General features: G+C 68.8%; 25 protein-coding genes and 1 pseudogene. 14 read left to right on the top strand and 12 right to left on the bottom strand.

Annotation, left to right across the window (positions count from 1 at the left end):
- Nucleotides 1–103: 103 nt before the first annotated feature.
- Nucleotides 104–364: a hypothetical protein gene (locus ACJ512_RS15750; protein WP_407687581.1), complete on the top strand. Its 261-nt coding sequence runs from the start codon at nt 104–106 to the stop codon at nt 362–364.
- Between the two features lie 431 nt (nt 365–795).
- Nucleotides 796–1368 (top strand): hypothetical protein, encoded by a 573-nt coding sequence (locus tag ACJ512_RS15745; RefSeq protein WP_407687582.1) that lies wholly within the window; start codon nt 796–798, stop codon nt 1366–1368.
- Between the two features lie 160 nt (nt 1369–1528).
- Here ACJ512_RS15745 and ACJ512_RS15740 read toward each other — a convergent pair whose 3' ends face one another.
- Nucleotides 1529–3202: a PecA family PE domain-processing aspartic protease gene (locus tag ACJ512_RS15740; protein WP_407687583.1), complete on the bottom strand. Its 1674-nt coding sequence runs from the start codon at nt 3200–3202 to the stop codon at nt 1529–1531.
- A 318-nt stretch (nt 3203–3520) separates the two neighbouring features.
- On the opposite strand from ACJ512_RS15740, the pseudogene ACJ512_RS15735 reads away from it, so the two are divergent.
- Nucleotides 3521–4185 (top strand): annotated as a pseudogene (locus tag ACJ512_RS15735) (alpha/beta hydrolase).
- Nucleotides 4186–4271: 86 nt separating this feature from the next.
- On the top strand, nt 4272–5057 hold the full coding sequence (locus ACJ512_RS15730) for a TSUP family transporter (protein ID WP_407687584.1): 786 nt from the start codon (nt 4272–4274) through the stop codon (nt 5055–5057).
- A gap of 16 nt (nt 5058–5073) precedes the next feature.
- Here ACJ512_RS15730 and ACJ512_RS15725 read toward each other — a convergent pair whose 3' ends face one another.
- From ACJ512_RS15725 to ACJ512_RS15715, 3 genes are all read right to left on the bottom strand, one after another.
- Nucleotides 5074–6831, bottom strand: a complete 1758-nt coding sequence (locus tag ACJ512_RS15725) for a PecA family PE domain-processing aspartic protease (protein WP_407687589.1) — start codon at nt 6829–6831, stop codon at nt 5074–5076.
- A 46-nt stretch (nt 6832–6877) separates the two neighbouring features.
- On the bottom strand, nt 6878–8125 hold the full coding sequence (locus tag ACJ512_RS15720) for an ISL3 family transposase (protein WP_461479756.1): 1248 nt from the start codon (nt 8123–8125) through the stop codon (nt 6878–6880).
- Nucleotides 8126–8389: 264 nt separating this feature from the next.
- Nucleotides 8390–10192 (bottom strand): PecA family PE domain-processing aspartic protease, encoded by a 1803-nt coding sequence (locus tag ACJ512_RS15715; RefSeq protein ID WP_407689589.1) that lies wholly within the window; start codon nt 10190–10192, stop codon nt 8390–8392.
- Between the two features lie 196 nt (nt 10193–10388).
- On the opposite strand from ACJ512_RS15715, the gene ACJ512_RS15710 reads away from it, so the two are divergent.
- The 8 genes from ACJ512_RS15710 to ACJ512_RS15675 all read left to right on the top strand — a co-directional run bounded on the left by ACJ512_RS15710 (nt 10389) and on the right by ACJ512_RS15675 (nt 16991).
- Nucleotides 10389–10523 (top strand): hypothetical protein, encoded by a 135-nt coding sequence (locus tag ACJ512_RS15710; RefSeq protein WP_461479755.1) that lies wholly within the window; start codon nt 10389–10391, stop codon nt 10521–10523.
- Between the two features lie 139 nt (nt 10524–10662).
- Nucleotides 10663–11325 carry a cutinase family protein gene (locus tag ACJ512_RS15705; RefSeq protein ID WP_407689590.1) on the top strand — a complete coding sequence of 221 codons (663 nt, stop codon included), beginning with the start codon at nt 10663–10665 and terminating at the stop codon, nt 11323–11325.
- A 57-nt stretch (nt 11326–11382) separates the two neighbouring features.
- Nucleotides 11383–11931 carry a thioredoxin family protein gene (locus ACJ512_RS15700; protein ID WP_407689591.1) on the top strand — a complete coding sequence of 183 codons (549 nt, stop codon included), beginning with the start codon at nt 11383–11385 and terminating at the stop codon, nt 11929–11931.
- Nucleotides 11932–11962: 31 nt separating this feature from the next.
- Complete coding sequence (locus ACJ512_RS15695; protein ID WP_407689592.1) at nt 11963–13135, top strand: glycosyltransferase; 1173 nt, start codon at nt 11963–11965, stop codon at nt 13133–13135.
- Between the two features lie 150 nt (nt 13136–13285).
- Nucleotides 13286–14077 carry an ANTAR domain-containing protein gene (locus ACJ512_RS15690; protein WP_461479754.1) on the top strand — a complete coding sequence of 264 codons (792 nt, stop codon included), beginning with the start codon at nt 13286–13288 and terminating at the stop codon, nt 14075–14077.
- Nucleotides 14078–14295: 218 nt separating this feature from the next.
- A complete protein-coding gene (locus tag ACJ512_RS15685; RefSeq protein WP_407687011.1) occupies nt 14296–15285 on the top strand; it encodes a D-2-hydroxyacid dehydrogenase family protein in 990 nt (329 codons plus the stop codon).
- 205 nt (nt 15286–15490) lie between these two features.
- A complete protein-coding gene (locus ACJ512_RS15680; RefSeq protein ID WP_407687012.1) occupies nt 15491–16225 on the top strand; it encodes a metal ABC transporter ATP-binding protein in 735 nt (244 codons plus the stop codon).
- 4 nt (nt 16226–16229) lie between these two features.
- Entirely contained in the window at nt 16230–16991 is a 762-nt protein-coding gene (locus ACJ512_RS15675; protein WP_407687013.1) for a metal ABC transporter permease, read from the top strand.
- On the opposite strand, the gene ACJ512_RS15670 is transcribed toward ACJ512_RS15675, so the two are convergent.
- Both ACJ512_RS15670 and ACJ512_RS15665 read right to left on the bottom strand, forming a co-directional pair.
- Nucleotides 16981–17589, bottom strand: a complete 609-nt coding sequence (locus tag ACJ512_RS15670; RefSeq protein ID WP_407687014.1) for a class I SAM-dependent methyltransferase — start codon at nt 17587–17589, stop codon at nt 16981–16983. The two genes, ACJ512_RS15675 and ACJ512_RS15670, sit on opposite strands and share 11 nt — an antisense overlap.
- Before the next feature lie 72 nt (nt 17590–17661).
- Nucleotides 17662–18597, bottom strand: coding sequence for a universal stress protein (locus tag ACJ512_RS15665; RefSeq protein ID WP_407687015.1), 936 nt, complete (start codon nt 18595–18597; stop codon nt 17662–17664).
- A gap of 220 nt (nt 18598–18817) precedes the next feature.
- Here ACJ512_RS15665 and ACJ512_RS15660 point away from each other — a divergent pair, with 220 nt between their 5' ends.
- On the top strand, nt 18818–19783 hold the full coding sequence (locus tag ACJ512_RS15660) for a cation diffusion facilitator family transporter (RefSeq protein WP_407687016.1): 966 nt from the start codon (nt 18818–18820) through the stop codon (nt 19781–19783).
- A 16-nt stretch (nt 19784–19799) separates the two neighbouring features.
- On the opposite strand, the gene ACJ512_RS15655 is transcribed toward ACJ512_RS15660, so the two are convergent.
- Complete coding sequence (locus ACJ512_RS15655; protein WP_407687017.1) at nt 19800–21278, bottom strand: multicopper oxidase family protein; 1479 nt, start codon at nt 21276–21278, stop codon at nt 19800–19802.
- Nucleotides 21279–21452: 174 nt separating this feature from the next.
- Between ACJ512_RS15655 and ACJ512_RS15650 the strand changes: the two genes are divergently transcribed.
- The gene (locus ACJ512_RS15650; RefSeq protein WP_407687018.1) at nt 21453–22085 is read left to right on the top strand and encodes a hypothetical protein; all 633 of its coding nucleotides are present in this window, start codon (nt 21453–21455) and stop codon (nt 22083–22085) included.
- Nucleotides 22086–22119: 34 nt separating this feature from the next.
- Here ACJ512_RS15650 and ACJ512_RS15645 read toward each other — a convergent pair whose 3' ends face one another.
- The 5 genes from ACJ512_RS15645 to ACJ512_RS15625 all read right to left on the bottom strand — a co-directional run bounded on the left by ACJ512_RS15645 (nt 22120) and on the right by ACJ512_RS15625 (nt 26494).
- A complete protein-coding gene (locus tag ACJ512_RS15645) occupies nt 22120–22452 on the bottom strand; it encodes a DUF732 domain-containing protein (protein WP_407687019.1) in 333 nt (110 codons plus the stop codon).
- Nucleotides 22453–22803: 351 nt separating this feature from the next.
- Nucleotides 22804–23127, bottom strand: coding sequence for a DUF732 domain-containing protein (locus ACJ512_RS15640; protein ID WP_407687020.1), 324 nt, complete (start codon nt 23125–23127; stop codon nt 22804–22806).
- Between the two features lie 191 nt (nt 23128–23318).
- Nucleotides 23319–24179: an MOSC domain-containing protein gene (locus tag ACJ512_RS15635; protein WP_407687021.1), complete on the bottom strand. Its 861-nt coding sequence runs from the start codon at nt 24177–24179 to the stop codon at nt 23319–23321.
- Nucleotides 24180–24209: 30 nt separating this feature from the next.
- On the bottom strand, nt 24210–25232 hold the full coding sequence (locus ACJ512_RS15630) for a cobalamin B12-binding domain-containing protein (protein WP_407687022.1): 1023 nt from the start codon (nt 25230–25232) through the stop codon (nt 24210–24212).
- Nucleotides 25220–26494 carry a PP2C family protein-serine/threonine phosphatase gene (locus tag ACJ512_RS15625; protein ID WP_407687023.1) on the bottom strand — a complete coding sequence of 425 codons (1275 nt, stop codon included), beginning with the start codon at nt 26492–26494 and terminating at the stop codon, nt 25220–25222. Before ACJ512_RS15625 ends, ACJ512_RS15630 begins: the two co-directional genes overlap by 13 nt.
- Nucleotides 26495–26518 lie beyond the last annotated feature (24 nt).

Below are 26518 nucleotides of genomic sequence, written 5' to 3'. Positions count from 1 at the left end.
CCGCTCCGTTGGGTACGGTGCACCGGTTCGGTCGCGCGGCTTTCAGCAAAACTCCCAGCCCACATGCGGGCTTCGCGCATCCCAGCGCTGTACGGTTCGGCGTATGGGGTACACGTCGCACCGTGCGGGCCGCTTGGCGGCGCTTGTCGTCGTCGCTGCCATGGCACCGGCGATGGTGGTGTTGGCAAGTCCGGCAAGCGCCGACGATGGCCCGGACCCGACTCAGGAGGTCTGCGGCGCCTACAACTTGGGTGTTCCCCCCGAGCAGATCGCCGAGGGACTCGAGCGCGGGGACGGGCGGTACAACTATTGGCGCGCGCAGCAGACGACGATGTGGCCGATCCTCGAAGGCGATTGCGGCTGAAGGCGCCCCACAACGTCGGCAGCCGACGCCAGATCTTGTCGGTGCCACGACGTACCGTTCGGTCTGCGGGAGAATCCGAGCGGTCGTCGACGGGAGGGTGGCATGACGGTCTTTTGGTGGCTGGTAGCCCTGGCGGCCTGCGTCGGGATGTATCACGCCGTTCGGGTCCTCACGGCCAGGAGCGGCAACCGCCGCGAGGTGTCACCGTGGGCGAACGAGGAACTCGCGCGCCGCGCCGACCAGCAAAACCGTTGGGCCCAGCGCGGCGACGCCCGGGGTGTCTACGGTGTCGAGGGCGCCGAGATGATGAGATGGGTCGACCCCGAACCCGACGTCAAGGCGGAGCTGGACAGGGCCGCCGACCACCCCGAGACCGCGACCATCGTCCACACGCAGGCGGATCTGGATGCCTTGCTGACGGAGAAGCCGCCGTGTTGGCGTGGGCGGCATTCGCGTCGGTGCCGGTGCAGCGACGCGACAAACAGCGGTCGCGGCTGCGCGACGATCAGCTCGGCTACGCCGCTCCCAGCGGCGAGCGCGCGGCCGGCGGCGCGGAGGTGGGCCGGTTCGTCCTCGATCGCATGGACGAAATGATCGTGCTGATCAAGCATGTCGAGGACTTCATGCTCACCCCGGCGTTCGCCGGGGTGTTCGGCGAGCCCGGCGACGAGAGCAGCGCGGACGCGGAGGGCATCGTGCACACCGTCAACCGGCGGATGGACTATCACGACCGATTCCTGGGCATGGTGGAGCGCTGTCGCGGCCTCGGCGGTCTCCAGCGAATATGCGCCGCTGCTGGACGATCTGGCGCAACTCTTGGACGTCCCGGTCGCCGCTACCGCACCTTCATCGACGACTTCGTCGACCGAGTCCAGGAAATACCAGCGATGTTGCAGTACGCGCACGGCACCATCGCTTTGGATCCCGTGGTGCTCCACATGGACGTCGAGGATGGGCTGATCAGACGAATCCGGTTACAACTCAACGCGATTGCGGCGCACTGATGGCCTGGCGTGACGCTCCGGGGCGCGGATTACCCGAGCCACGCAGGCGTGGCCTGCGCGGGCCCGCGAGGACGGCGTGGTGCGAAACCCACCCCATGACGTGGTGGATGCCCGGCTGGCGCGCGGGGCGAAACCGGGCGGCAACAGCCGGCCCGCGTGCCTAGTAGAGGGTGGTGGTGTTGGCGCCGTAGTCGATGTAGGTCGGGAAGATCGAGTAGGGCGCATAGCCGGTGTTCATCAGCCCGCTTGAAATGGGTGTCGGGTAGTAAGAGTTGGGCGGTGTGATGCCCGGGGTGGGGCCTTCATAGCCGTATGAGTAGAGCGGAGTACCCCCGGGCGTCGAGACCGTGATCAACGTCCCGGGTGCGGGATTGCCGAGGACGGAGGTCGGGAAGGTCCCCTCCACACCGCCGGAGTCGACGATCGACGGGACGTTGGTGTAGGTGGTGTTGCCGACCGTGACGTTGAGGTCGGTGACCGGCGAGCCCTGCAGTGTGGCCACCGGGTTGGTCAACCCCAACTGCGCCGGTGTCCCGAAGCTCAACGACGGGGTACTGCCTGTTTCGTTGATGAGCAGACCCTGGTCCCACGACGAGTTCGCGAAGTGCTGGGTCGGGATGCTCGGCCCGGGGCCGCCCGCGTTCGGCCCGACCCCGAGGATGCCCTGCGCGCCGTCGCCGGCGAAGAAGTTCTGGAACGAGAAGCCGTAGTTCTGCAGGCCCTGCAGACTCGTCGGGAAGGCGAACAGTTCGACGTTGACCGGAGTGGAGTTGGTGACGACCCCGCCACCGAAGTTCACCGGCATGTTGTACGTGGCGTACAGGTAGTCCAACCCGCCGCTGTAGCCACCCATGCCGAAGCCGGTGGGCAGGCCATTGCTGAACAAACCGAAGAGTCCGCCGACGTCCTGGTAGGGAACCACCAGGCCGGTGGATCCGGTGTCGACCAGCAGCGGGATGCTTCCGCCGCTGCCGACGGAGGCGTTCACGATGGGCTCGGTGCCGCCGACGATCGTCAGCGGAACGGTGGCGCTGCCGTTGGAATTGATCACCGCGCCGGTGCTCGCATTGGTGGTGGCAGCGGCGCCGGTGGTAACCCCCGTACCGATCAGCGGGCGCCCGAACAGCATCTCGGTGGGCGTGTTGATCGCCCCGATGATGTCCGAGCGGACCTGGCCGACGGCCACGTTGACGCTCTGTTCGGCGCTGGTGAGCGCCCCGCCGACGGAGCCGCTGTTGGCCGCCGAGGTCAGCGAGCCGAGCGCCGAGCCGACCGGGCTGGCGGCGACCGCGCCGCTCAGCTGGGCCGACGCGCCCTGCATCGCCGCCTGCCAACTCGGCAGCTGCGCGGCGGCGGCGGACACGCCGCCGTGGTAGCCGACCATCGCGGCGACGTCCTTGGCCCACATCGCCTCGTACTCCGCCTCCGTGGCCGCGATCGCCGGGGCGTTCTGCCCGAACAGGTTGGAGACGACCAGCTGCACCAACTGGTTGCGGTTGGTCAGCACCAGTTCGGGGTGTACGACGGCCGACAGCGCCGCCTCGAACTCACCGGCCACAGCCTGCGCCTGGGCGGCGGCGGTCTGGGCTTGGGCGGAGGCCGAGCTGAGCACGTTCGTGTACCGGGCAGCGGTCTCCAGCATCGCCGTCGACGCGGGACCCTGCCACGCCTGGCCGGCCAAACCGGCGGTGACCGAGGAGAACGACTGGGCCGCCGAACTCAACTCGCTGGCCAACCCGTCCCAGGCCGCCGACGCGGCCAGCATCGGTCCCGAACCCGCGCCGGAATACATCAACGACGAGTTGATCTCGGGTGGTGACGTCAGAAAACTCATCCCCGCTGGTGTCCTTCCCCTCCACAACACCCCACCTGTTACCGGTGACGGGCTTCTCACGCTCTGAGGCGACAGCGATCGGAAGCATCACGACAGCCGGTGAATGAACCCTACGATAGCGCGACCCGAAAAATCTTGAATTCAAGCTAATAGACGTATGTCAATAGGGTCGGGCACGGTCGGTAATGGCATCGATCCAGCTCAGGGGTAATTGGAGCGGGCGAAATGTTATCCATTTCACGTTGCGCGCGGCGAAACTCGGACGATTGGCTCCGTCCGTGCACGGGCATGCCTTCGCCCATGCAGACGCCGGAAACAATGGAATACGCGCCGGGTCGCCTCGCGGACGTTTACCGCGGTTCGGCGCCGCGCACGTGCAGCCCGACGCCCGTGCGGCCGTCGGGCCCCTCGCCGCTCTGCTCGCCGGGCACGGCGCCACCGTGGTGGCGCCCGACTGGAACTCCCGCGCGCCCGACGGCGGTCGCGGTGAGCTGTTGCGGTCCGTCGAGTTCGCGCGGTCGTGCGCCGGCGGCGACCACCGCATCGTGCTCGTCGGATGGTCGTTGGGGGGCGCCGCCGCCGCGGGCCTGACACTCGCGGCTGCCCGCCTCGACGTCTTGCTGGCGCACACGGTCTGCCTCGCCGGCGCCGTCATGGTCGCCGATCCGATCTCCGGTCACCGCGCGACCGACCAACTGTCGGCCGACCGCGCCGGTACCCCGTTCACCTTGCTGCACGGCGTGCACGACGACGTCGTTCCCCTCGCCGCCAGCAGGGAATTCGCCGCCCGCCTCCGCGAGGTGGGTTGGCCGGTGGAACTGCACGAGCTGGGCGCCGATCATGGGACCATCGCCGGAGCCGCGTACGACCGCGTCGCGGAGCGCTTCGGCCCGGCCACCGACGAATCGGCCCTGCGCGTGGCAGAAGAGGTGGCCGGGAAGATCGCGGCGACGTCGGCCCGCCCGCCACCGGGGGCATCCTGACTCGGATCTCCACGGGGGCAATCGTTTTCGTCGGATGTGAATAGCTGCGCTTGTCCGAACGCATCCGGTTCGGTGATACTACGGGAGTGTCGACCGCAGAATCCGCGCTCATCAGTTTCGCCGCGGGCCTTGCGCTCGCCGTAACCGCCGCGCCGGTGGGCGTGTCCGGTGCGGTCTTCCTGCTGCCCTTCCAGATGAGCGTCTTGCAGGTCCCCAATCCCGCGGTCACCCCCACGAATCTGCTGTTCAACATCGTCGCCATCCCCGGCGCCTTGGCCCGTTACCGGACGAAGGCTCCACTGGGCAGCCCGCTGACCGCGCTGCTGCTCGCCGGCACCGTGCCCGGAGTCATCGGTGGTGCCGTCATCCGGGTCTTCCTCATTCCCGGGCCGCGACTGTTTCGCCTCGTCGTCGCGCTCCTGCTGCTGCCCCTCGGAATCCGGCTGTGCCTGCCCAACCGAACGCGCCGCCGTCCTCGGCGGCGGCCGTCGGGCGAACCGTCGAATCGATCCGTCACCGCGCTGGCCGTGGTCGTCGGCGTCGTCGGGGGGATCTACGGCATCGGCGGAGGATCGCTGCTCAGCCCGATCCTGGTCGCCCGGGGCCTGCCGATCCCAACCGTCGCGCCGGCGGCCCTGACATCGACCTTCGTCACCTCGATCGCCGGTGCCCTCACCTACGCGATCCTGGCCGTCACCCACCCGGGTCACGACATCGCACCCGACTGGGTCATCGGAATCGCCGCCGGCGTCGGCGGACTCATCGGCGGCTACCTGGGCGCCCGACTGCAACCACTGCTGCCCGACTCCCTACTGCGCGCCTTTCTCGGGGTCGTGGCCATCGCAACGGCTGCGCTCTACGTCGTCCAGTGAGGCGCGCAAACCCTTGTCACACATAGAAAGTCATCGAGCCGTTGCCGCCGTTGGACAGGTACACCGGGTGCAGGAGGAAGGGCAGCGCCCCGGTATTCATCAGGGCCGTGTTCGGCACCGCGGTCGGGTAATAGTTGCTGTTGTAGTTGTACACGTAGAGCGGCGTCGTGAGATTGCCCGGCGCGTAGACGTAAACCTCCTGTCCCGGTTGTACATTCACCAACGACGGGAGGGTTCCGTGCACGCCGCCGGTGTCGATGATCGAGCCGACCTGGAAGGTCGGGTACTGCGCGGGGCTGCCGTACGGGCCGCCGACCGTCACGTACAAGTCGGTGATCGGCGCTCCGGTGATCGTGGCCAGTGTAGGCAGGCCCTGCGGGGCCGGGCCGAAGTCGAGATAGGTCGTGGTGCCGAGGACCTCGTTGATGAGCACGCCCTGGCTCAGGCTCCCCGGCAGGGCCGTGATCGGGCTGCTGGGACCGGGACCCAGCGCGTTGGGTCCGACACCCAGGACGCCGACGACTCCGTTGGGGGCGAAATAGTCGCTGAACGAGGTGGGGAACGACGACAGGCTCGTCGGCCAGGAGAAGATGGGGACGTTGTAGGCGGTCGAGGCGGCGACGACGCCGTTGCCGAAATCCACCGGCCCCTGGAACGTGAGGTAGAAGTATCCCAGTCCCCCGCTGTATCCGCTCGTGCCGAACCCGGTGGGGATGCCCAGGTGCTGAATCCCGATGTATTGGAGCGGAATCACCAGCCCCGTCGAGCCGGTGTCGAGCAGCAGGGGCACGCTCTGTCCGCCGTTGACCGAGGCGTAGACGATGGGTTCGATGGTCTTGTACATCGTCAGGGGGACGGTGACGTTCTGCGGGGCGTCGGCACCGGGTGCGCCGAGGGCGCCGTTGTTGCCGAGCAACCAGCCGCCGATGCCGCCCGCCCCACCGTATGCGGTGGACCCGCCGGTGCCACCGGTTCCGCCGTTGCCGATCAGCCCCGCCGGGCCGCCCGGCCCTCCGGCTTGCGTTCCCGTGCCCGATCCGCCGTTTCCGCCGTTGCCCCAGAGGATTCCGCCGGGCCCGCCGGCCTGGCCGGTCCCGGGGGCGCCGTCGGTTCCGTTGCCGATGAGCGGGCGACCCAACAAGGTGTTGGTGGGCGCGTTGATCACGTCCAGGACGGTCTGTTCGGCTCGGCCGAGTTCGACCTGCAACGCCACGGCGGGATTGGCCAGTGCGCCGGAAACTCCGGCGGACAGACCCTCCAGGGTCGCCGGCCAGGACGATAGTTGTGCCGCTGCCGCCGAGGCGCCGCCGTGGTAGCCGATCATCGCGGCGACGTCGGTGGCCCACATGCTTTCGTATTCGGCTTCGGCGGCCGCGATCGCCGGCGCGTTCTGCCCGAACAGGTTCGAGACCACCAGGCTTACGAGTTGGCCGCGGTTGGCGGCAACGGCCAGCGGGTGCACGGTGGCGGCCCGGGCGGATTCGAACGCCCCGACGATCGCCTGCGCCTGGGTCGCGGCCGTTTCGGCCTTCGCCTGCGCGGCGGTCAGGAATGACGTGTAGCGGGTTGCGGCGGCCAGCATCGCCGCGGCGGCCGGCCCCTGCCACGCTTGACCGGCCAAGCCCGAAGTGGTGGACGAAAACGCCTGGGCGGCCGACCCCAGCGCGTCGGCCAGCCCGTCCCACGATGCCGCCGCGGCCAGCATCGGGCCCCCGCCCGCACCGGAGAACATCAGCGCGGAGTTGGTCTCCGGGGGCCAGGTGAAAAAGCTCATCCCGTAGCGTCCTTTCGGGTCTCCTGACGTTTCTGTGGGTCTGGTTTCATGCTGCTCGACCGGGCAGTGCGGGGCATAGGCCGCCGCGGGTGAGCATGGCCATGCCGATCATCGCCTCAGGGCTGTGAAACCCGTACGCACGCGTGGTCAATGCCCGCAGGTGGGTGTTCGTCGCCTCTGAGCGGGCATTCGACAGTTGGTGGTCGAGAGTGTTGCCGATGAGCTCCTTGTGACGGCGGACGGTGCGGGCTACGGCAACGAATTCCGGGATGCGCGAGTGCGACGCCCAGGACAACCAACCGGCCAGCAGGCGATGGCCGTCGCGGCCTTTGACCCGAAACACTTCGCGGAGTTGCTCTTTGAGCAGATACGCCCGATACAGCGTGGCGTTGGTAGCCGTGATCGACGCGAGGCTGGTGCGTTGCTCACCGGTCAGATCGGCCGGGTTCTTGCGGGTCGCCCACATCGCGTGCCGGTCGCGGACACCGGCGCGGGCCATGGTACGCACCCGCACCTTGTCGAGGGCCTTGAGCGCCCAGGCCACGACATGAAACGGATCCAGGCAGATCACCGCACCCGGGGCCCGGTCCCGCAGCACGGCGTGAATCCATTCCGCCCCATCACAGCTGACGTGAGTCAACGCCGCGGCACGTTGGGCGCCGAGCTGGTCGAAAAACCGGCCCAAGGTGTCCTGGTTGCGGCCTTCGGCTGCCCACACCAGCCGGCCTGTCGTGTGATCGATGACGCAGGTTACATAGCGGTGGCCTTTGCGGTAGGCGATCTCGTCGATGCCGATGCGGGTCAACCCGGCCAGCAGGTCGTTGGTGTCGCGGCCATCGGCGACCACCCGGCCCACGATCGCGGCGATGGTGCGCCAGGCCACCCGCAAAAACACCGCGACCACACTGATCGCGGCATGCGCGGTCAACCACGCGGCTGTGTCCTCAAACGCCCAGGTGTGACGGGCCCCGGGCCGCGCCCAGGGCAGGTGGGCCACCACCACTCCATGCTCGGGGCAGGCTACCCGCGGCGCTGCGGCCTGCAGATAGGCCTTCGTCGTCCCCAGATCCAGGGTGCGCCAGCGCCTGATCCCCTCCCCGCCGTCATAGCCCGCACAGCGTTTGCGGCACCGCGAGCACCGGCTGGCCTGGTTCGCCTTGGGCCGCACCTCAAACACCAGCACCTCGCTGGTCACCGGCTGTTTTCCGCGCGAAGTCTCCGTCTCGATCATCACGTCATCGACGACCATGTCCTGGCCATCGAGGACCGTCGCGAATACCCTGGATTTACCCAACGCCGTACACCCTCCTTCGTCTTGAACCCGATAACAGTCCAAAACGTAAGCAGGACACGGCGTTGGGCCACAAGCCCCCTGGTCACAGACCCACGACTACGGCAGAAGAGCCGTCCTTTCGCCGAATCCGCTGTTGCCGCAACGCGGATCGTACGACGGGAAACGCCAACACCCGGGGGCGTTACCGCACCGGCATAGCAAACTCAAAGAAAGCGTGGTCCACCGGTGAGCGTGCCTCGCACGCAAGGCAATTCACGCCACGCGTCAGTAGAAGGTCATCGACCCGTTGCCGGCGTTCGAGAGGTACACCTCATGATCGAGGAACGGCAGGGCCCCGGTGTTCATGAGGCCGCCCGGGTAATACATCGGGTAGTAATCGGTGTTGTAGGTGTACGAGTACAAGGGCGTCGTGTTGCCGGGAGCGTAGACGTCGACGACCGATCCCGACGACACGTCGAGCGGGATCGTTCCCTGCACGCCGCCCGTGTCGATGATCGAGGGCAGGGAATTCACGGAATAGGGGCTGCCGGTCGGCGGGGTGACCGTGACGTCCAGGGCGGTGATCGGCGCCCCGTTCACCGTGGCTATGCCGCTGCCTGTGGGCGGTGGCCCGAAGATCATGTTGGTATTCGTCCCGGCGGACGTGGTCTCGTTGATCAGCACGCCCTGGCTGAGGCTGCCCGGCAACGCCGTGAGCGGGCTGCTGGGTCCGGGGCCGCCCGCGTTCGGCCCGATGCCCATCACGCCGACCACCCCGTCGGAGGCGAAGAACTGGCTGAAGGAAGTCGGGAAATTGGCCAGACTCGTCGGCCAGGAGAAGATGGGCACGTCAACGGCGGTCGGCGAGGTCACGATCCCGCCGCTGAAGTTCACCGGGGCGTTGAACGTCAGGTAGACGTAGTCCAGCCCGCCGCTGTAGCCGCTCAGGCCGATCCCGGTGGGCAGGCCGAGGTTCCAGATGCCGATGTCTTGCAGCGGGATCACCAGGCCGGTGGATCCGGTGTCGACCAGCAAAGGCACGTTCGGTCCGCCGTTGACCGAGGCGTAGACGATCGGCTCGGTCGTGCCGTACATCGTCAGCCCGACCTGTCCGGTGGTCGCGCCGCTGCCGTTGGCGCCGGACGTGCCGGGGCTGCCGAACAAAAGGCCGCCCTGCCCGCCGGGCCCGCCGTAGGAACCGGTCCCGCCGGTGCCACCGATACCGCCGTTGCCGAACAGTCCAGCCGCGCCGCCGGCCCCGCCGGGGTGGTTCGGGCCGCCCGACCCGCCGGTGCCGCCGTTTCCCCACAGGATCCCGCCGGCCTGGCCGGCCTGCCCCGTGCCGTTGGCGCCGCTGGCGCCGTTGCCGATCAGCGGGCGCCCCAGCAACGTGTTGGTGGGGGCGTTGATCAGGTTCACGATGGTCTGCTCGGCCTGGCCGAGGTCGGCGCTCAGGGTTTGCGCCGGGTTGGTCACCAGCCCGGCCACGGGATTGCCGGCGGCCACCGACGTCACCGCCGCGGCCACCGGATTCGTGCCGAGAGCGCCAGAGAGTTGGGCCGACAGCCCCTGCAGCGTGGCCGGCCAGGCCGCGATCTGGGCGGCCGCGGCCGACACGTTGCCGTGGTAGCCGATCATCGCCGCCACATCGGCGGCCCACATCTGCTCGTACTCGGATTCCATGGCCGCGATCGACGGCGCGTTCTGCCCGAACAGGTTCGAGACCACCAACTGCACCAACTGGTTCCGGTTGGTGGCCACGGCCAGCGGGTGCACGATGGCCGCCCGGGCGGACTCGAAGGCGCTCACGACCGCCTGGGCCTGGGTGGCCGCCGTCTGGGCCTGGGCCTGCGCTGCGCTCAAATACCCCGCGTAGCGGGTGGCGCTCTCCAGCATCGCCGCAGCGGCCGGCCCCTGCCAGCCTTGCCCGGCCAGCCCCGAGGTGATCGAGGAGAACGACTGCGCTGCCGAACCCAATTCGGTGGCCAACCCGTCCCAGGACGCGGCGGCAGCCAACATCGGCGCCCCACCCGCACCGGAAAACATCAGCGACGAGTTCAGTTCGGGCGGGAACATCAGGAAGCTCATGTTCGTCGCCTCCTCCTCGCACAACACCCGCGTGCCCTGTGGGTGACCGGGAGCATCGGCGCGCCGGCAAACTCGGACTCTAGGGAAATCCGTCGCGAAAATCTCAGGATTCGACCATTAACTAGACGTGCGTCGAAGAGCGTGAGCTCCAGCGTCGGGTCGCATCCGCCCGCCGGCGGCGTCCACCGTGGCACCGGTGAGCTGGGAGGCTTCCGTGGAGAGCAGGAACGCTGCGACGGCGGCGATCTTGGCGGGCTCGGCGGACCGCCCCATCGCGTTCATCGACTTGACCACGGCGTCGGCGTTACGTCCCGCGGCGGGGCGGTTGTAGCGGGTGGGCGACCTCGGCGGCCATGTCGGTGGCGCTACCACCGGGCCCGAGGCCTCTCCCCCGATGCCGCCGAACGCTACCGCCGCATCGGGCGCGGCCGCCGAAATCGCCGTCGCCGGCGGTGTGGCAGGATTTAACAATGAGCGCACGCAGACTCGCCCGCATCCTCGGTGTCCTGGTCGCGACGGCATGGGGCCTGCTGAGCTTTCCCCCGGCCATGCCCACCGCGTCCGCCGATCCCTGCTCCGACGTCGAGGTGGTGTTCGCCCGCGGTACCCATCAGGCCCCGGGTCTGGGCAATGTGGGCGAGGCCTTCGTCGACTCGCTCACCTCGCAGCTCAGTGGGCGGTCCGTCGGCGTGTACGCGGTCGAGTATCCGGCGAACGACGACTACCACGGGAGTTCGTCGGCCGGATCGGACGATGCGAGCGCCCACATCCAGGGCACCGTCGCCAACTGCCCCAAGACCAAAATGGTGCTCGGCGGGTATTCCCAGGGCGCCACCGTGATCGACCTGTCGACCGTGCAGATGCCGCCCCCGGTGGCCGACCACGTCGCCGCCGTCGCCTTGTTCGGCGAGCCGTCGAGCGGCTTCTCGAGCATGCTCTACGGCGGCCAGCCGCTGCCGGCCATCAGCCCGCTCTACGCCGCCAAGACCATCAGCCTGTGCGCCCCGGACGACCCGATCTGCACCGGAGGCGGCAACATCATGGCGCACGTCTCCTACATCCAGTCCGGGATGACCGACCAGGCCGCGACATTTGCGGCCAACAAGGTCACTCAAGGCGCCGCGCGCACCTGACGCCGTCGGTCCCCGCCGTCGAGCACCGGAGTAGGTGCAGCCGCTAGGGTGACGGGCATGGCCACCGAGTCCACGATGCTCGCCCTCGGGACCCCCGCTCCCTCGTTCGCATTGCCCGAGCCGGCCACCGGCGCCACGGTCAGCCTCGACGAGCTCACCGGGCCCGCGCTGGTCGTCAGCTTCATCTGCAACCACTGCCCCTACGTCCAGCACGTCGCCGCCGGGCTCGCCGCGCTGGGCCGCGACCTCGCCGGTCGGGGGGTCGCGATGGTCGGCATCTCCAGCAACGACGTCGCGAGCTACCCGCAGGACGGCCCCGACAAGATGGTCGTCGAGGCGGACCGCCACGGCTGGACGTTCCCCTACCTCTACGACGAGACCCAGGACATCGCACGGGCCTTCTCGGCCGCCTGCACCCCCGACACCTTCGTGTTCGACGGCGAACGCCGCCTCGTCTATCGCGGCCAGCTCGACGACTCCCGACCCGGCAACGGAAAGCCCGTGACGGCCGCCGACGTGCGGGCCGCCGTCGACGCGGTGCTCGCCGGGCGGCCGGTCAACCCCGACCAGCGGCCGTCGATCGGCTGCGGAATCAAATGGCGATGAGGCAATCCCGCAGACGAGGCAGGTCGCACCCATGAAAGTCGTACTGGCAGCCTACGGAAGCCGCGGTGACATCGAACCCTGCGCGGCCATCGGTCGCGAGCTGATGCGGCGCGGCCACGACGTGACCATGGCCGTCCCGCCGGACATGCGCAGCTTCGTCGAGGCGGCCGGGCTCCCCGCCGCCACCTACGGGCGGGACACGCGCGAACGGATGAACGCGGCCGCCAAGTTCGTTCGCCAGGTCGACAACCCGCTCAAAGCGCTGCCTCAGCTCATGGAAGAGGTCCTGCAGATCGCGACGGAGAAGAGCGCCGCGCTGGTACCGCTGGCGAAGGGGGCGGACCTGATCCTGGCCGGGATGAACGAGCAGGGGATCGCCGCCAATGTGGCGGACTACCATGGCATCCCGTTCGCCGCCCTGCACTTCTTCCCGATGCAGCTGCAGCCGTCCGGTGGGCTGTATTCGAACATGAGGACGCAGGCCGAGGTCGCCCAACGCGAATCGCTGGGCCTGCCGGAGACCCCCGCGCCGGACTCGCTGGAAATCCAGACCTACGACTACCTCTGCGCGTCCAAGCTCGCCGACGAATGGAGCGAGGCCGACGCCCAGCGGCGGCCGTTCGCCGGTTCGCTCACCCTCGAGCTGCCCACGGATGCCGACGAGGACGTCTTGTCCTGGATCGCCGAGGGAACGCCGCCGATCTACTTCGGGCTGGGCAGCACGCCGATCGATTCCGCCGCCGACATGGTCGGCATGGTCAGCGCGGCCACCGAGCAACTCGGCGAACGGGTGTTGATCTGCAGCGGGCCCAACGATTTCTCCGGGGTCCCGCATCCCGCCCACGTCAAGATCGTCACCTCGGTCAATCACGCTGCCGTGTTCCCGTTGTGCCGCTTGGTCGTTCACCACGGGGGCGCCGGTACCACGGCCGCGGGCATGCGGGCCGGAATTCCCACGCTGATCCTGTGGCTCTGGCTCGATCAGCCGATGTGGGCCGACGCGGTCGTCCGGCTGGGCGTGGGATGTGAGAGGCAGCTTCCGGACACCACGGTGGAAACCCTGGTCGAGGACCTGCGACGCATTCTGACGCCGGAATACGTCGCGAGGAGCCGAGAGCTGCGCGCGCAGATGACCGAAGCCGCCAAAAGCGTTGCCTACGCCGCGAGCCTGTTGGAAGAACTGGTTGCCCCCGCAGAGGCCTAGCGGCCGCCGCGCGTCTGCCGGACCGGTTGCGGTTTGCGTCGTGGTCCCGCGCCGGGCACGCTCAAGGCAGTTGTCGAGCAGCCGGCCGCCGTCGCCGTGCTCTGCTCGGCTGCGTAGGCCGGCATCCCGATCCATTCCAGGAGCTGTCCTATGCAATCGCGATCGACGTCCGGTGCGGACCGCAACGAACTCCCCCGGGCCGGACTGCTGTCGCGGGTGACGATCGGGCAGGCGCTGGACCTGCTGCAAACCTGCTACGGCATCGACGACCGCGACATGGCATTCGCCGTGCTGCGCCACACCTCCCAAGAGCACAACGTCAAGTTGCGCGAGGTCGCTTCGGCCTTCGTGCTCGCCGATCGCTTCCACGGTGCGCGCATCAAACCGACCCGCGCGAAGACCGGGCGCAACCAGACCGACCCGCCGGCCCTGTCCTTCTACGCGCGGAACGTCCACGGCAGCCGCGGGCCGGGGCGCAGCGAGGTCCTGCAGGCGCTCATGCGCGCCACGCAGGCGCGCACCGGGGCGCCCAACATGACCGTCCAGGCCGGCGACTGCCTGTTGGGCGGCCTGCGGATCGAAGCCCGCCGCGGCTTCGACTGCCCCTTCCTGAATTTCTTCAGCTACGTCGACGCCGGCGACAACTCGGCATGCGCGAACGCGCTGGCCCGGGGCCGGCCGGTCGTCGTCGAGGACGCGGTCTGCGCCGTCGTCAGTGCGCACTACCGTGGGGTCGGTGTCGCCCAGACCGACGAGACGTTGGTTGCCGTAGGACGGCAGGCCCGGGAATGTGCCGGGTGGCTGCGCTGGCACGACAGCGTGGTTATGCCGACGGTGATGACGGCCGTACACCGGGCTGCCAAAGCGGCTGCCGGGAAGCTGGCGGGCCAAGACCCGCCAGCTTCCCGGCCGACGCCGTCGGCGGGGCCGAGGCCGAGCTGACGACACGCTACGAGCTCGCGGCAGGCGAGGCCCATGAGCTGCTGAACAGGTTGGCGTCCGGCTACCGGCTGACCGTCGAGCAGATGGCCCGGCGACTCGTCGACGGTCACGCCACTCGGCGCCGACGGCAGCGGACCCGCCGGGCCGAGGTGCCTCGCCGCTGAGCCAAGGCGACTAAGCTGTCGCCCAGCACTTTTCGGCTCGCGACGGGAGACTGCATGCAGCGGGTGGCGATACTCGACGACTACGCCGGCGTGGCCCTCGACGTTGCCGACTGGTCACCGGTGCAGACCCGCTCCCACGTCCGCGTGTTCGACCGCCACCTCTCCGAGGCGCAGGCTGCCGAGGCGCTGCGGCCGTTCGACGTGGTGTGCACCATGCGGGAACGGATGGCCTTCCCGCGCGCTCTTCTCGAGCGGCTGCCGAACCTGAAGCTGCTCACCATCATCGGCACGAGCCTGCCGAACCTGGACCTGGCAGCGGCCACCGAATGCGGTGTCGCGGTTGCCCACTCGGACTTCGTCAACCCGCGGTTCCGGTCGGTTCGGGATGCCACACCGGAACTGGCGTGGGGCCTGATGATCGCGACCGTGCGCAACCTCGCCGAAGAGCATCGGCGCATGCGCGACGGCGGCTGGCAGGCCACCGCGGGTATGGCACTGTGGGGCAAGACCCTCGGGTTGCTCGGTCTCGGCAGGACCGGCAGACGCATGGCCGGCTACGCGAAAGCCTTCGGCATGGACGTCATCGCGTGGAGCCAGAATCTCACCGAGGAGGCGGCGGACGCCGCCGGCGCCCGACGGGTGGAGAAGGCGACGCTTTTCGAGGAGGCCGATGTCGTCTCCGTGCACCTGGTGCTCTCCGAGCGCACGCGCGGTCTCGTCGGCGGACCCGAGTTGGGCTCGATGAAGCCGCACGCCTACCTGATCAACACGTCGAGGGGCCCGATCGTCGACGAGGCGGCACTGCTTGCCGCACTCGAATCAGGGCGCATCGCCGGGGCGGGCCTCGACGTCTATGACACCGAACCACTTCCCGCGGACCATCCGCTGCGGCGGCTGCCGAATGTGACGCTGTCTCCGCACCTCGGCTACGCCACCCGCGAGATGCTGGGGGCGTTCTATGCGGACACCGTAGAGGCCGTCGTCGCGTGGCTGGACGGTGCGCCCGTCCGGATCGCCAACCCCGAAGTGTTGCAGCGGTACTGACGGCCCCGGCCGACCGCGTTTGCGGCACGGTGGTCCTCCGCGTCGACTCGCGATGCAGCTGATGGGGTTGGCCGCTGCCGCAGGCGTTCGAGCGCCTGGCCGACGGCCCGATGGGGAAGGTGGCACTGAGCTGCTAGCGGCAGCCGTCGTCGCCATTGGTGCCGCAATGGCATACTGCACGTGGTGATTCGCCGCTAGGAAGGGTGTGTCGTGGTTCCGCAACGAGACCTGGTTCGCGGCAGTGCCGCTCGATGACGACTTGGTGCTGCGGGTCGCCGGCCTGACAGTGACCCTCGAAGGGCGCACCGTACTGGCCGACGTGTCCTTCGGTGTGCGGCCGGGAGAAGTCCTGACCATCCTGGGCCCCAACGGCGCGGGCAAGACGGTACTGCTGCGCGCGCTGCTCGGCACGGTGCCCCATGACGGATCGGTGATTTGGAAGCAGGGCACCCGCATCGGGTACGTCCCCCAGCGGCTGCCCTACATCAAGCATGTCCCCCTGTCGGTCGCCGACTTCTTCGCGCTGAAGCAAAACGTCAAAACCGACGTCTGCGGAGCGCTCGCCACCGTGGGGCTGCCCGCGGCGCTGGCCAACCGGCGGATCGGCGATCTGTCGTCGGGCCAGTTTCAGCGAGTCCTCATCGCCTGGGCTCTTGCCGGCGATCCCGACGTGCTGTTGTTCGACGAGCCTACGACCGGAGTGGACGTCGGCGGCGAGGAGACCGTCTACGCCCTGCTGGCGAGGCTGCATCGGGAACGAAACCTCACGATGCTCATCGTCACCCACGATCTCGCGGTCGTGCACCGGCTTTCCTCGACGGTGCTGTGCCTGAACAAACAACCGATCTGCCAAGGCGCACCGTTGTCGGTGCTCACGCCCGAGAACCTGCGGCGGCTGTATGGGGCCGAGGTCAAGTTCTACGAGCACAAGCACGAGTAGGGACATGCAGACTTTCGTTCTCAGCCTGATCTCCGGGACGTTCATCGGTGGCGCCGCCGGCTATCTCGGATCGCTGATGTTGAGCCGCAACATGGCGCTCGTGGCCGGCCCGCTCGGGCATCTGACGCTGCCGGGAATCGCGCTGGCTCTGCTGTGGGGCTTCGACGTCTCCCTCGGGGCCTTCCCCTTCGTCATCCTCGGCGTCGTCGTCATCTGGCTGCTCGAGCTGAGAACGAAGCTGCCGATGGAGGCGCTGACGGCCGTCGTGTTCGCCTCCGGGGTGGCGGCCGCGTTTTTGTTTCTGCCGATCGACCAGGCCGAGTCCGCGCTGGTCGGCGACATCGCCAAGGTCGGCGTGGGCGACACGGTGCTGGTCGTGGTCTCTTCGGCGGCCGTGATGGTCGCGGTGTATCGGGCCTTCCCGAAGCTCGTGTTGGCCAACGTCTCCGAGGAACTGGCCGCCGCCGAGGGCGTCAACGTCAGGCGCTACAGCCTGCTGTACCTGTTCTTGATCGCGGTCGTCGTGGCGCTCGGCGTGAAAATGGTGGGTGGGCTCTTGACGGCCGCGCTGGTGGCCATTCCGGCCGCTGCCGCGCGCAACGTCGGAAGGAACCTCACCCAGTACACGCTCGGCGCGGCGGCGATCGGCGTGGTGTCGGCGGTGGCCGGAATCGTCCTGTGCCGGTTCACCGGTTTCCCTGCGGGGCCGCTGGTCGTTCTGGTGAGCACCGCGGCGTTCCTCGGCACATTGCCCTTCACCCGCTGACGCAGGGCCCGCCGCCCGCCGGCTTGTCGATGACGAGCACCTGTACGGCGCCCAGCCAGGGGGCGCCGCGCCCCAGCGCGGCGGCGAACCGCTCCAGGTGATGCAGGTGAGCGGGGCGCGCCGCCGTGAACAGCGCGCCCGACAAGCGGATTCGGCCATGCCGGCGGCCGAGGTGTCGCAGCCGCCGCCGCGTCAGAAAAATGGCGGACGAGTACGGGATACGACGGCCTGGCCGGTCCAGCAGTCCCCATAGGCTGCGCGGGTTCAGTGCAAGAACGACGATGCGACCGCCGGGCCGGGTGATGCGCGCCAACTCCGCCAGTGCCGCCGCGGCGTCGGTGAATTCCAGCGTGGCGACGGCGAGCGTGGCGTCAGCGACAGCGTCCGGCAGCGGCAGGCGCGCGATGTCGGCGCGCACGAGGCGTCCGGGGGCGCGGGCGGCGGCCACCGCAAGCATCGCCGCCGACGCGTCGACGCCGACCACCCCGAGACCGCGTCGGGCCAGGAACTCCATGAGCCGGCCCGTGCCGCAACCCACTTCGACTATCACCCCACCGGTGCACCCGGACAAGGCCTCGTTGACCGCGGCCAGTTCCACGGCCCACGCGTGAGCACCCCAGGGCTTGTCGAACCAGCCGTCATAGACCTGGGCCGGAGTGGTCAGCTTTCCTCACAGAGATTCAGACGACTCGCCACTGTGACGAGGCATGCGGGCGACGATCACCGGAATCTGGGCGGAATTGACCACCGTCCTGCTCACCGAACCCAGAAGCATGCCCGGGAACCCGCCGCGGCCGTGGCTGCCGAGGACCACGAGCTGGGCGGCCTCGGCCTGTTCGAGCAGTCGCAGCGCCGGCCGGTCACATACGACGACCTTGCGCAGGGTGACATCCGGATAGCGTTCGCGCCAGCCGCAAAGACGCTCCGCCAGGACCTCTTCCTCGCGGGCCTCGATGTTTCGCCACTCGATCGGTGCCCAGTTCATGCTCGCGAAATCGAGGGGGCCCATGTCGCTCCAAGCGTGCAGAGCCACCAGGTCGACGCCGCGACGTGACGCCTCGTCGAAGGCGATTTCGGTCGCCAACTCCGATGTCGGAGAGCCGTCGATGCCCACCACCACGGGGGCCCGGGGTGGGCGCGCGGTGACCGGATCCTCGTCGTGGAACACCGCAACCGGGCATTGGGCCTGGTGGACCACGCCGGAGCTGACCGATCCCAGCAACGAGCGGGCCACCGCACCCCGGCCCCGGCAACCAACCACGACCATGTCGGCCCGTGTGGAGAGATCGACGAGTGCGGGCACCACCGGCCCGTGCAGCACCTCGCAGGCGATCCGCGATGCGCGATCAGGTGAAGTCGCCTCGGCGGCGACCTTGCGGGCCTGCTCGACGATCTCGTGCGCCTGATGTTCCTGATACTGCGAAAAGTTCGCCGGCGACGACGGTTCCACCCACGGCTCGATGGGAGTCACCACGGGTGCGATGACGTGGACCAGCGTCAGCGGCACGTTACGCAGTTCGGCATCCCGCGCCGCCCAGGCAACCGCTGCGACAGAAGGCGCCGAGTCGTCGGCACCGACGACGATTCCGAGTTGCCGAGCTGACATCTTGTTTCTCCCCTCCCGCCCGCACAGCGGAGTCGGACCGGCGAATCAATGCGCGATACCGCCGAGGTTAGGCCGCCTCAGGCGTCGAATCAGGAGGATTAAGTCCCTAACCGCCCGCACGAAGGACCCGTGGTCGCAAGCCGGATTTCGCTCGCGTGGGGTTGCACACATAAGCGTGCGTGCATAGGTTACTCGGTGTGATCGCGGTGGGAGCGGGTCGGTGAGCGCGGGCCATTCGCACGCGCACGGGCATGCCTCGGCCGACAGCGATCGGCGCTGGCTGCTGGGCGCGCTGCTGGTGATCGTGGCCTACATGATCGGCGAGGTCGCGGTGGGCGTGATCGCGCGGTCGCTGGCGCTGATGTCCGATGCTGCGCACATGCTCACCGATGCCGGGTCGATCGCGTTGGCGCTGTATACGATTCGGCTCGCGGCGCGTCCCGCGGTCGGGTTCATGACCTACGGGTGGAAGCGGGCCGAGATCTTATCGGCGCAGGTGAACGGTTTGACGCTGTTGCTGTTGGCGGCCTGGTTGGCCGACGAGGCGATCCGCCGTCTCATCCACCCGCCCCAGGTCACCGGCAGCCTGGTGCTGATCACCGCGCTCGTCGGCATCGCGGTGAACGTGGCGGCCACGCTGATGATCAGTCGCGCCAACCGCACCAGCCTCAACGTCGAGGGCGCGTTCCAGCACATCCTCAACGACCTGTTCGCATTCGTCGCTACCGCGATCGCCGGCGTGATCATGTTGATGACCCAGTTCTGGCGGGCGGACGCCATCGCCACCCTGATCGTGGTCGCCTTGATGGCGCGGGCCGGATTCGGTCTCATCGCCGCCTCCGTGCGGGTCTTCATGGAGGCCGCGCCGAAAGATCTCGACCCGGCCGCGGTCGGCCGGGCCATGGCCGGCTACGACGCGGTGGTCGAAGTGCACGACCTGCACATCTGGGAAATCACCTCGGGTTCCCCCGCCCTGTCCGCGCACGTGTTGGTCGAATACGGAATGGACTGCCACTCCGTGCGCACCGACCTGGCACGGCTGCTCGACGAGGAGCACGGCATCCACCACACCACCCTGCAACTCGACCATGCCAGCGGCGACGACGCCGAGCCCGATCAGTCTGCGCCGGCGCCGCACTGCGAGGAGTCGCACGGACCGGTGCACCGGTCCCCCACCGCCCCCTGACCCGGCGCCGCAGCCGTCACGCCGTGTTGAACAGCGTCATCAGCCCGTAGTCCATGTGGATCTGCTGGTGGCAGTGCATCAGCGACAGGCCGGGCTGGTCGGCGACGAAGTCGACCTCCATGCTCTGGTAGCCGCCGAGCATCGCGACATCCTTGCGTACCCCACTGGTCGGCGTGCCCGCGAAACGGGTGATTTCGAAGATGTGACGGTGCAGGTGCATCGGGTGCAGGTCGTCGCTGGCATTGCGGAATTGCAGCCGGTAGCGCTTGCCTCGGTGCAGGTCCAGCACGGGTGTGTCGGTGTCCATGGAAAACGGGGTGCCGTTGATCGTCCACTCGTTGAAGCCGCCGTCGGCGGCGTTGCGTTTCTCGATCAGCATCTCGATGATGTGGTCGACAGGGGCGGCGGCCGGCGGGTTCGGCGCCGCGAACAGGCGGTAGTCCCACGTGAATGCCGGCGGAGGCGCCCACTGCGGATCCCCGCCGCGCCCCGCATATTCCACGACGACGCCCATGCCGTGGGTGCGGTCGTCGTCGGAGAGGTCGCCCAGCACCCACACGCCCGGGCTGGTCATCGACACGATCGCCGAGACGCGTTCCCCCGCACCCAGCCACAACACCGGCACCGTCGCCGGGTTGGGCACCGGATTGCCGTCCAACGCGATCACGGTGAAGGTGTGCCCGGGTAGTGCCAGGCTGCGGTTCTCGGTGGCACTGCCGTTCAGGACGTGCAGCAGTACCCGCTGGTTCGTCCGGACGCGGATGGGGTCGCCGTGGCCGAGCATGCGGCCGTTGACGGCGAATGCCCCGTAACCGACCTCGTACCCGCGGGGGTCCCCGCGCCGGAGGGAGGCCTCCATCGCCGACTCGCCTCTGGCTTTGAGATCCGGGTCCGCCGTGCCGGCCAGGAAATCCGCGGCCACGTCGCCGCCACGACTGAAGGTGGGTTCGAACTCCTTGAGCGTCAGGAAGACTTCCTGGTCATAGGCGCCCGGATTCTGCCGCGGTTCGATGTAGACCGGGCCCACCTGGCCGGTGTAGAGGCCGGCCGACAGGTCGGCGCGCGGGACCACGTGGGTGTGATAGAACCGGAAACCCGCCGGGCCGGGCACGAACGAGATGCGCCGCATCCCGTGCGGGGGGATGTAGGGGGTGCCCTCTTCAGCGGCGCCATCCACGTCGACGCCGACCACCTGGCCGTGCCAGTGCAGCTGCTCGGGCGTGTCGGTGTCGTTGTGGATGTCGACCCAGGTGCGCCGGCCCTCCGTGAAGCGCACCAGCGGACCCGGAAACTGGCCGTTGTAGACGACGGTGGACACGATGCGGTCCGGTGCCAACTCGACCGTGCCGGTCCCGATCCGTAGCGTGTGGTCGGCCTTGCCGTTGGGCGGTCCGGGGGTCGAGGGCCGCGAACACCCCGCCGCCAGCCCTCCGGCCGACGCCGCCGCCAGCGACGTCCACCGGAGGAAGCCCCGTCGGTCAACGGCCATCCGCAATCTCCTCGATCCGTCGGTCGACCGGCGACCCCGACACCGCTTCTAGGGTCTTCGGACCCCTCGTCGCGGTCCCTAAGGTACGCGCGCGCGAGTCCGACGGCTCTCGTTTGCAATCGTGCCAAAAGGGAAATATCAGCGTCATAACTCGCCCCATCACTCTCAGGAAGGCCCGCCATGGCCACGACCAGCCGTCACCGCGCGCCGGTGCGTTCCCGACACCACGGCGGTGACGGCGTGTCGGTCAAGCCGGCCAGGTACCACCGCCAGGAGCTGACCGCGGCGGCGGGTGGCGCCGTGTTGTTGGTGGTCATCGGGGTGCTGTCGGGTTGGGCGCACCACAGCCTGGCGAATGCGAACCCGCCGTCGGACGCGCCCGCGACCGGAGTCGCCGAGCCGCTGACGTCCCCCCATCCGGGTGGGCAGCTGCAGGGGTGGCTGACGCAGGCCGAGCCGTCGATCGACGAGCTGATCTCTGCCCGGCACGCGGTCACCGCCGCCGCGGCCGTCGGCGACGTCACCGCGACCGGGGTGGCCTGCGAGGGCGCCGACGCCTCCGTTGCCGGCGCCCAGCGTCACCTGCCCAGCCCGGACCCCGAACTGGACATCGCGCTGCAGCAGGCCATCGACAACTACCGCGTCGGGCTGCGGCACTGCATCGTGGGCGTGCAGAACCACGACGGTGGCGAGATCGCGTACGCGGCCAGCTACCTCGATCAGGGCAACGCGGAACTTCGCGCGGGACTCGCCATCATCGAGAAGGACCTGCGCGACGCGCAACCGCAGGACCCCAGTGTCCTGACCGTGTAGCCGTGCCCGCGAATTCCGTTGCGGGACAGAATAATTACTCTGGGCAGTAGTTTGATTCTGCGGCACTTACCATCGACGTGACGTCGGGAAACGTGATGGTCCTGGAGCCCAGAGCCGAATGGATGTCCTGGCTGATGGAATCCGGCGTTTTGCCGTCCTTGCGTTCGGCGCAGATCTGCGTCCCCAGGGCAACGATGGGGGCATCCTCGCCCGCCGGCCACGTGAAGCCCAGTCGGTGCATTTGCGCCAGGAACGTGTCGTCGGAATCGCCGGCGGCGTCGGCCAGTGCCGGCGCAGGAGTCGGCAGTAGCGCAATGCCAACAAACACGGGCGCGGAGAGTGCGGCCAACCGGCGCAGTGACATCATCGGGCGCAAACTCCTTTCTTTCGGGTTAACAAACGATACACAGTCGGGCTCCTCAGCGCGCCACGTGTGTGACCCACTCCACACCGATGTAACTTTGCTGTAATTTTGCGCTGCACTCCGTGCAACGTATTTAACACCGAAGAAATTGTGCTGGACCGTGGTCGCCGTATTTGCCACGTCGGTCGGCTCGACAGGGCGCACCGGGGAGAACGGCCCGCGGACGTCGGCGAAGAAAGGTGGCCGGCAGGTGGCTACGCAATGAACTCCTGGTGTCCGCAGATGTCACCGTCGACGGTCGGCGCTGCGGGTTTGCTGAACATTTTGCGCGCCGAATCGGTCAACCCAAAACAATTAATCTGGGCAATAGTTTGATTCTGCGGCACTCACCATCGATGTGACGTCGGGAAACGTGACGACTTCCGGGCCGAGGGTGGAATGGATGTGGTAGGCGATCTCGTCCGGAGTTTTGCCCGCCGCTCGGTCGGTGCAGATTTTGCGTCCCAGCGCGATTATTGTGGAGTCCTCCCCGTCGGGCCACGTGAAACCGAGTGTCTGCATTCTGGTGAGGAATGCGTCGTCGGCGGCATCGGCCGCCGCGACCGCGGCGCCGGGCATCAGAACAGCGCCGACGATCACCGGAACGGACAGCGCGATCAGCCCGCGAGGCGAAGTCATTTCCAATCGGTCCTTCCGTTGTTGGCGTTGACAAGACAGTCGGCCGGAGCGCGCCGCATAGTCGGGAATTCAAAGAGTTTGGTATGTTTGTCGCGTTTTGCTGAGCCCATTGGCGGTATCGTCGCAGAGGGTCGCCGTCGGGGAAACTCATGCGAATTCGAGGCTGGGGATACCGGAAATGCCGGAGGCGATCATCCCGTGGTGTCAGCCGTCCAGACCACCGCGTCGCCGGGGACGATGACGCCGGGCTCGACGACCGCGAGGTATGCCCCCGCACAGGGCCGCTGAGCTTCCGAACCGCTTGTCCGAAACCGATTCTCGGCTCCCGGCGTGCGAAGCGCCTGCGGGGCGAGTGGGAGCGGTCCGTGCTCGAGCGTGGGAACCACGCAGCGCGGCGTTGCCTCGATGACCCGCAGCCGCGCCGCACCGACCGTCAATTCCGCTCCGGCCCAATCGTTTTCGGCATAAGGCGGGTAGCCCGGTGGCGTTGCGATCACCACATTCGGCCGGTAACGCAGCGCCTCGACACCGATGTGCGCCAAGGTCGCGGTGGTGATCGCGTGCAGCGGCGCATCGTCGGTGAACGACTCCCCCGGGGTCGCCTTGCCGATCTCGAGGAGGATGCCCCCGACCTCGGCGTCCAGCCCCAGGTCGAGCAGCAACTCGGGGTCGGGGCGTTCCACCGTGGCGCCGGCGCCGCGCCGGCTGATCAGCCGGACCGTCCGGCCCAACAGCCGCGAAAGCAGTTCGTCCGCCTGCGGATCGTCGGCCGCGACCAGAGTCCCGTCGGGAAGTGCGATGCTCACTCCCCCGGCTTCGCCGCGGGCGGTGCATTGCAGCAGCCCGCGCCAGAGCCGGGCCTGCTTGGCGCTGGCCACATGCCCCGTCGCGGCATCGAGAAGAGCCAGCCGCCGGTCCCCCTCGGCGCCGCGCTCGTCGACGAACAGCCGGTCCACGGACTCGCCGAGCATCGACTTCACCGGGTAGCGGAACAGGCTCTCGACCCGCATCCGCGCCGGGGCGCGGCCCGTGCGGGTCGTCGGATCGGCCATGGGAACAACTCTAGGCGGGCCCGCCCGGCCTCAGCCGGTGGCGAAGTGGCGACGGATCAGGTCCAGACTCAACGGGTAGTCGCGCAGCGTGTCGGCCAACGTCCCGGTCAGGTCGGCGACGGCGGGAACGGATTGGACGCCGCGGTGGGCGAGCAAATCGGTCAACCAGGCCGCCGTCTCCGACACCGGCCGTGGATCGCCGGTGAGCAGGGCCGCCGACACGGCGTGCAGGGTTTGCGGGAGCGCGTCGCGGGCCACCGCACGCAGCGCGGCCGACGAGCCGACGTGGCGGCAATCCGAGGTGACGACCCAACCGCGACGCAGCCCGTCGACGAGGCGCTGATGATTCAGCTCCAGCGCGGCCTGTTCCTGGGCCGGCGCCTCCGGCAGCGGCGCCACCGGCGGCACCGAGAGCGGCAGGTTGTCGACCGCCTCCACCGCGCTGCGGGCGTCGGCCGCCCATGCCGTCGCTCCCAACGCGGTCGCGCGCAGACCGTCGTCGCCGAACGCGGCGCCGCCGACGACCACCGGAACCCCGGCCGAGGTGGCGGCCTCGATGAGTCGTCGGGTGGCGGGGACCGCCCCCAGCACAGAACAACTGACCGCGACGGCTTCGGGGCCGAGGTCCTGCACGTACTGGCTGACGCGCTGCGGCGAGGTGGCCGGCCCGAGTTGCGTTGTCTGCCAACCGTCCGCGCGCAGCGCGCAGCCGATGATCTTGGCAGGCAGGGAATGCCACTCCCGCTCGGCGCAGGCCACGATCACGTGGCCGCGTCGCACGGGGACCTGCGCTATCCGGCGTGCCACGATCTCGGTGGCCGCCATGGCCATCGCCGTGGCCGCGTGCTCCTGTGCCACTGACCACTCGCCCCGTTGCCACCGTCGGCCGATGTCGCGCTGGGCGCCCACGATCGGCCCGGTGAGGATGTCCAGCGGCGCGGTTCCCTGCTCGAGCAGGTCTTCCACGAGTGCGAGCACCGCGGCCCTGTCGTCGACGGCGACGGCAGTTTGATACTGCCGCAGCGCGTCTGACGCGACCGCTACGCGCCGCATGTGATCGCGAGCAATGCCATGTCATCGTGGCGGCGGCCGTCGAGATACTCGATCACGTCCTGTTCGACCGCCTCGCAGATGATTTCGGGTGACGCCCCGGCGTAGGCGGGCAGGAGTGCGTGCAGTCGCCCCATCCCGTACAGGCCGCCGTCGCCGCGTGCCTCGTCGATCCCGTCGGTGAACATCAGCATCGTGTCGCCGCGGTGCAGCCTCAGCGACAAGGCGCCGTATGCCATCTCGCTCACCACCCCGGCCGCGGTCCCGTAGACATCGGCCTGCTCGACACCGCCGTCGGCGCGCACGATGATCGGCGCCGGGTGTCCCGCGGTGGCCAGGTCGACGTCGGCGTGCGTCCCGTCCCGGTGCGGCCGCAGCCGCGTGCACAGCACCGTCACAAACGGCATCGAAATCGAATCGCACAGCACGCTGTTCAGAGCGGCGAGCACCGCCGCCGGGTGCCGATCGAAATACGCTGCGGTGCGCAGGCTTTGGCGGGCCCGTCCGGTCAGCGCCGCGGCTTCCACGCCCTTGCCGCACACGTCGCCGATGGCGATGAGCCAGTCGTCGTCGCGACCGCTGACCTCGTAGAAGTCGCCGCCGACGTCGAGGTGTTCGGCCGCGGCGCGGTAGCGAGCGGCCACGCGGACACCCGGGATCTCGGGCAGGCTCGGCGGCCGCAGGTTGTGCTGCAGCACCGAGGCGATCCTGGCCTGGTCCTCATACAGCCGGGCCGAGTCCAGAGCCAGCGCGGCGCGGCCGGCGACGACTTCGGCGAACGCGACGTCGTCGGGATCGAATCCCGCGTTGGCCCGCCGCAGCAGCACCAGCGCACCGAACGTGCCGCCGCGGGCGGTGAGTCCCAGCCCGAGCACCTCGGCCGGGGTGAGGTCCATCGCCGACGCGTGGAACGGTTGGATCGGGACCAGGCCCGAGAGCTCGCTGCCCACGAGCTGCTCCGTGCGGCCCGTGTGCAGGATGCGGCCCAGCGGCAGGCCTTCGAGCGTGGCGCGCCGCAAGACGACCCCGCCGGAGTCGGCGGCGCCGACCGCGACGAGTTCGCCGGTGCGGCCGTCGGGCATGACCACCATCGCCCAGTCGGCCAGCTTGGCCTCGATGAGGGTGATCAGGCGCAGCGCGCTTCGGCGCAGGTTCAGCGATCCGCCGAGGTCGAGGGTGATCTCCTCGGCCAGGTGGGCGCGGAGGTCGGGGGGTGAGGCTTGAATCTGCGCGTCGTTTACGACGCTTGTTTCCTCGAACAGCATTGGGTGCCGACTCTCTTGCCGGGA

Origin of the sequence: Mycobacterium cajalii, assembly GCF_045809005.2 — a bacterium.
GTDB lineage: Bacteria > Actinomycetota > Actinomycetes > Mycobacteriales > Mycobacteriaceae > Mycobacterium.
This window is presented reverse-complemented; position numbering and strand designations above follow the sequence as displayed.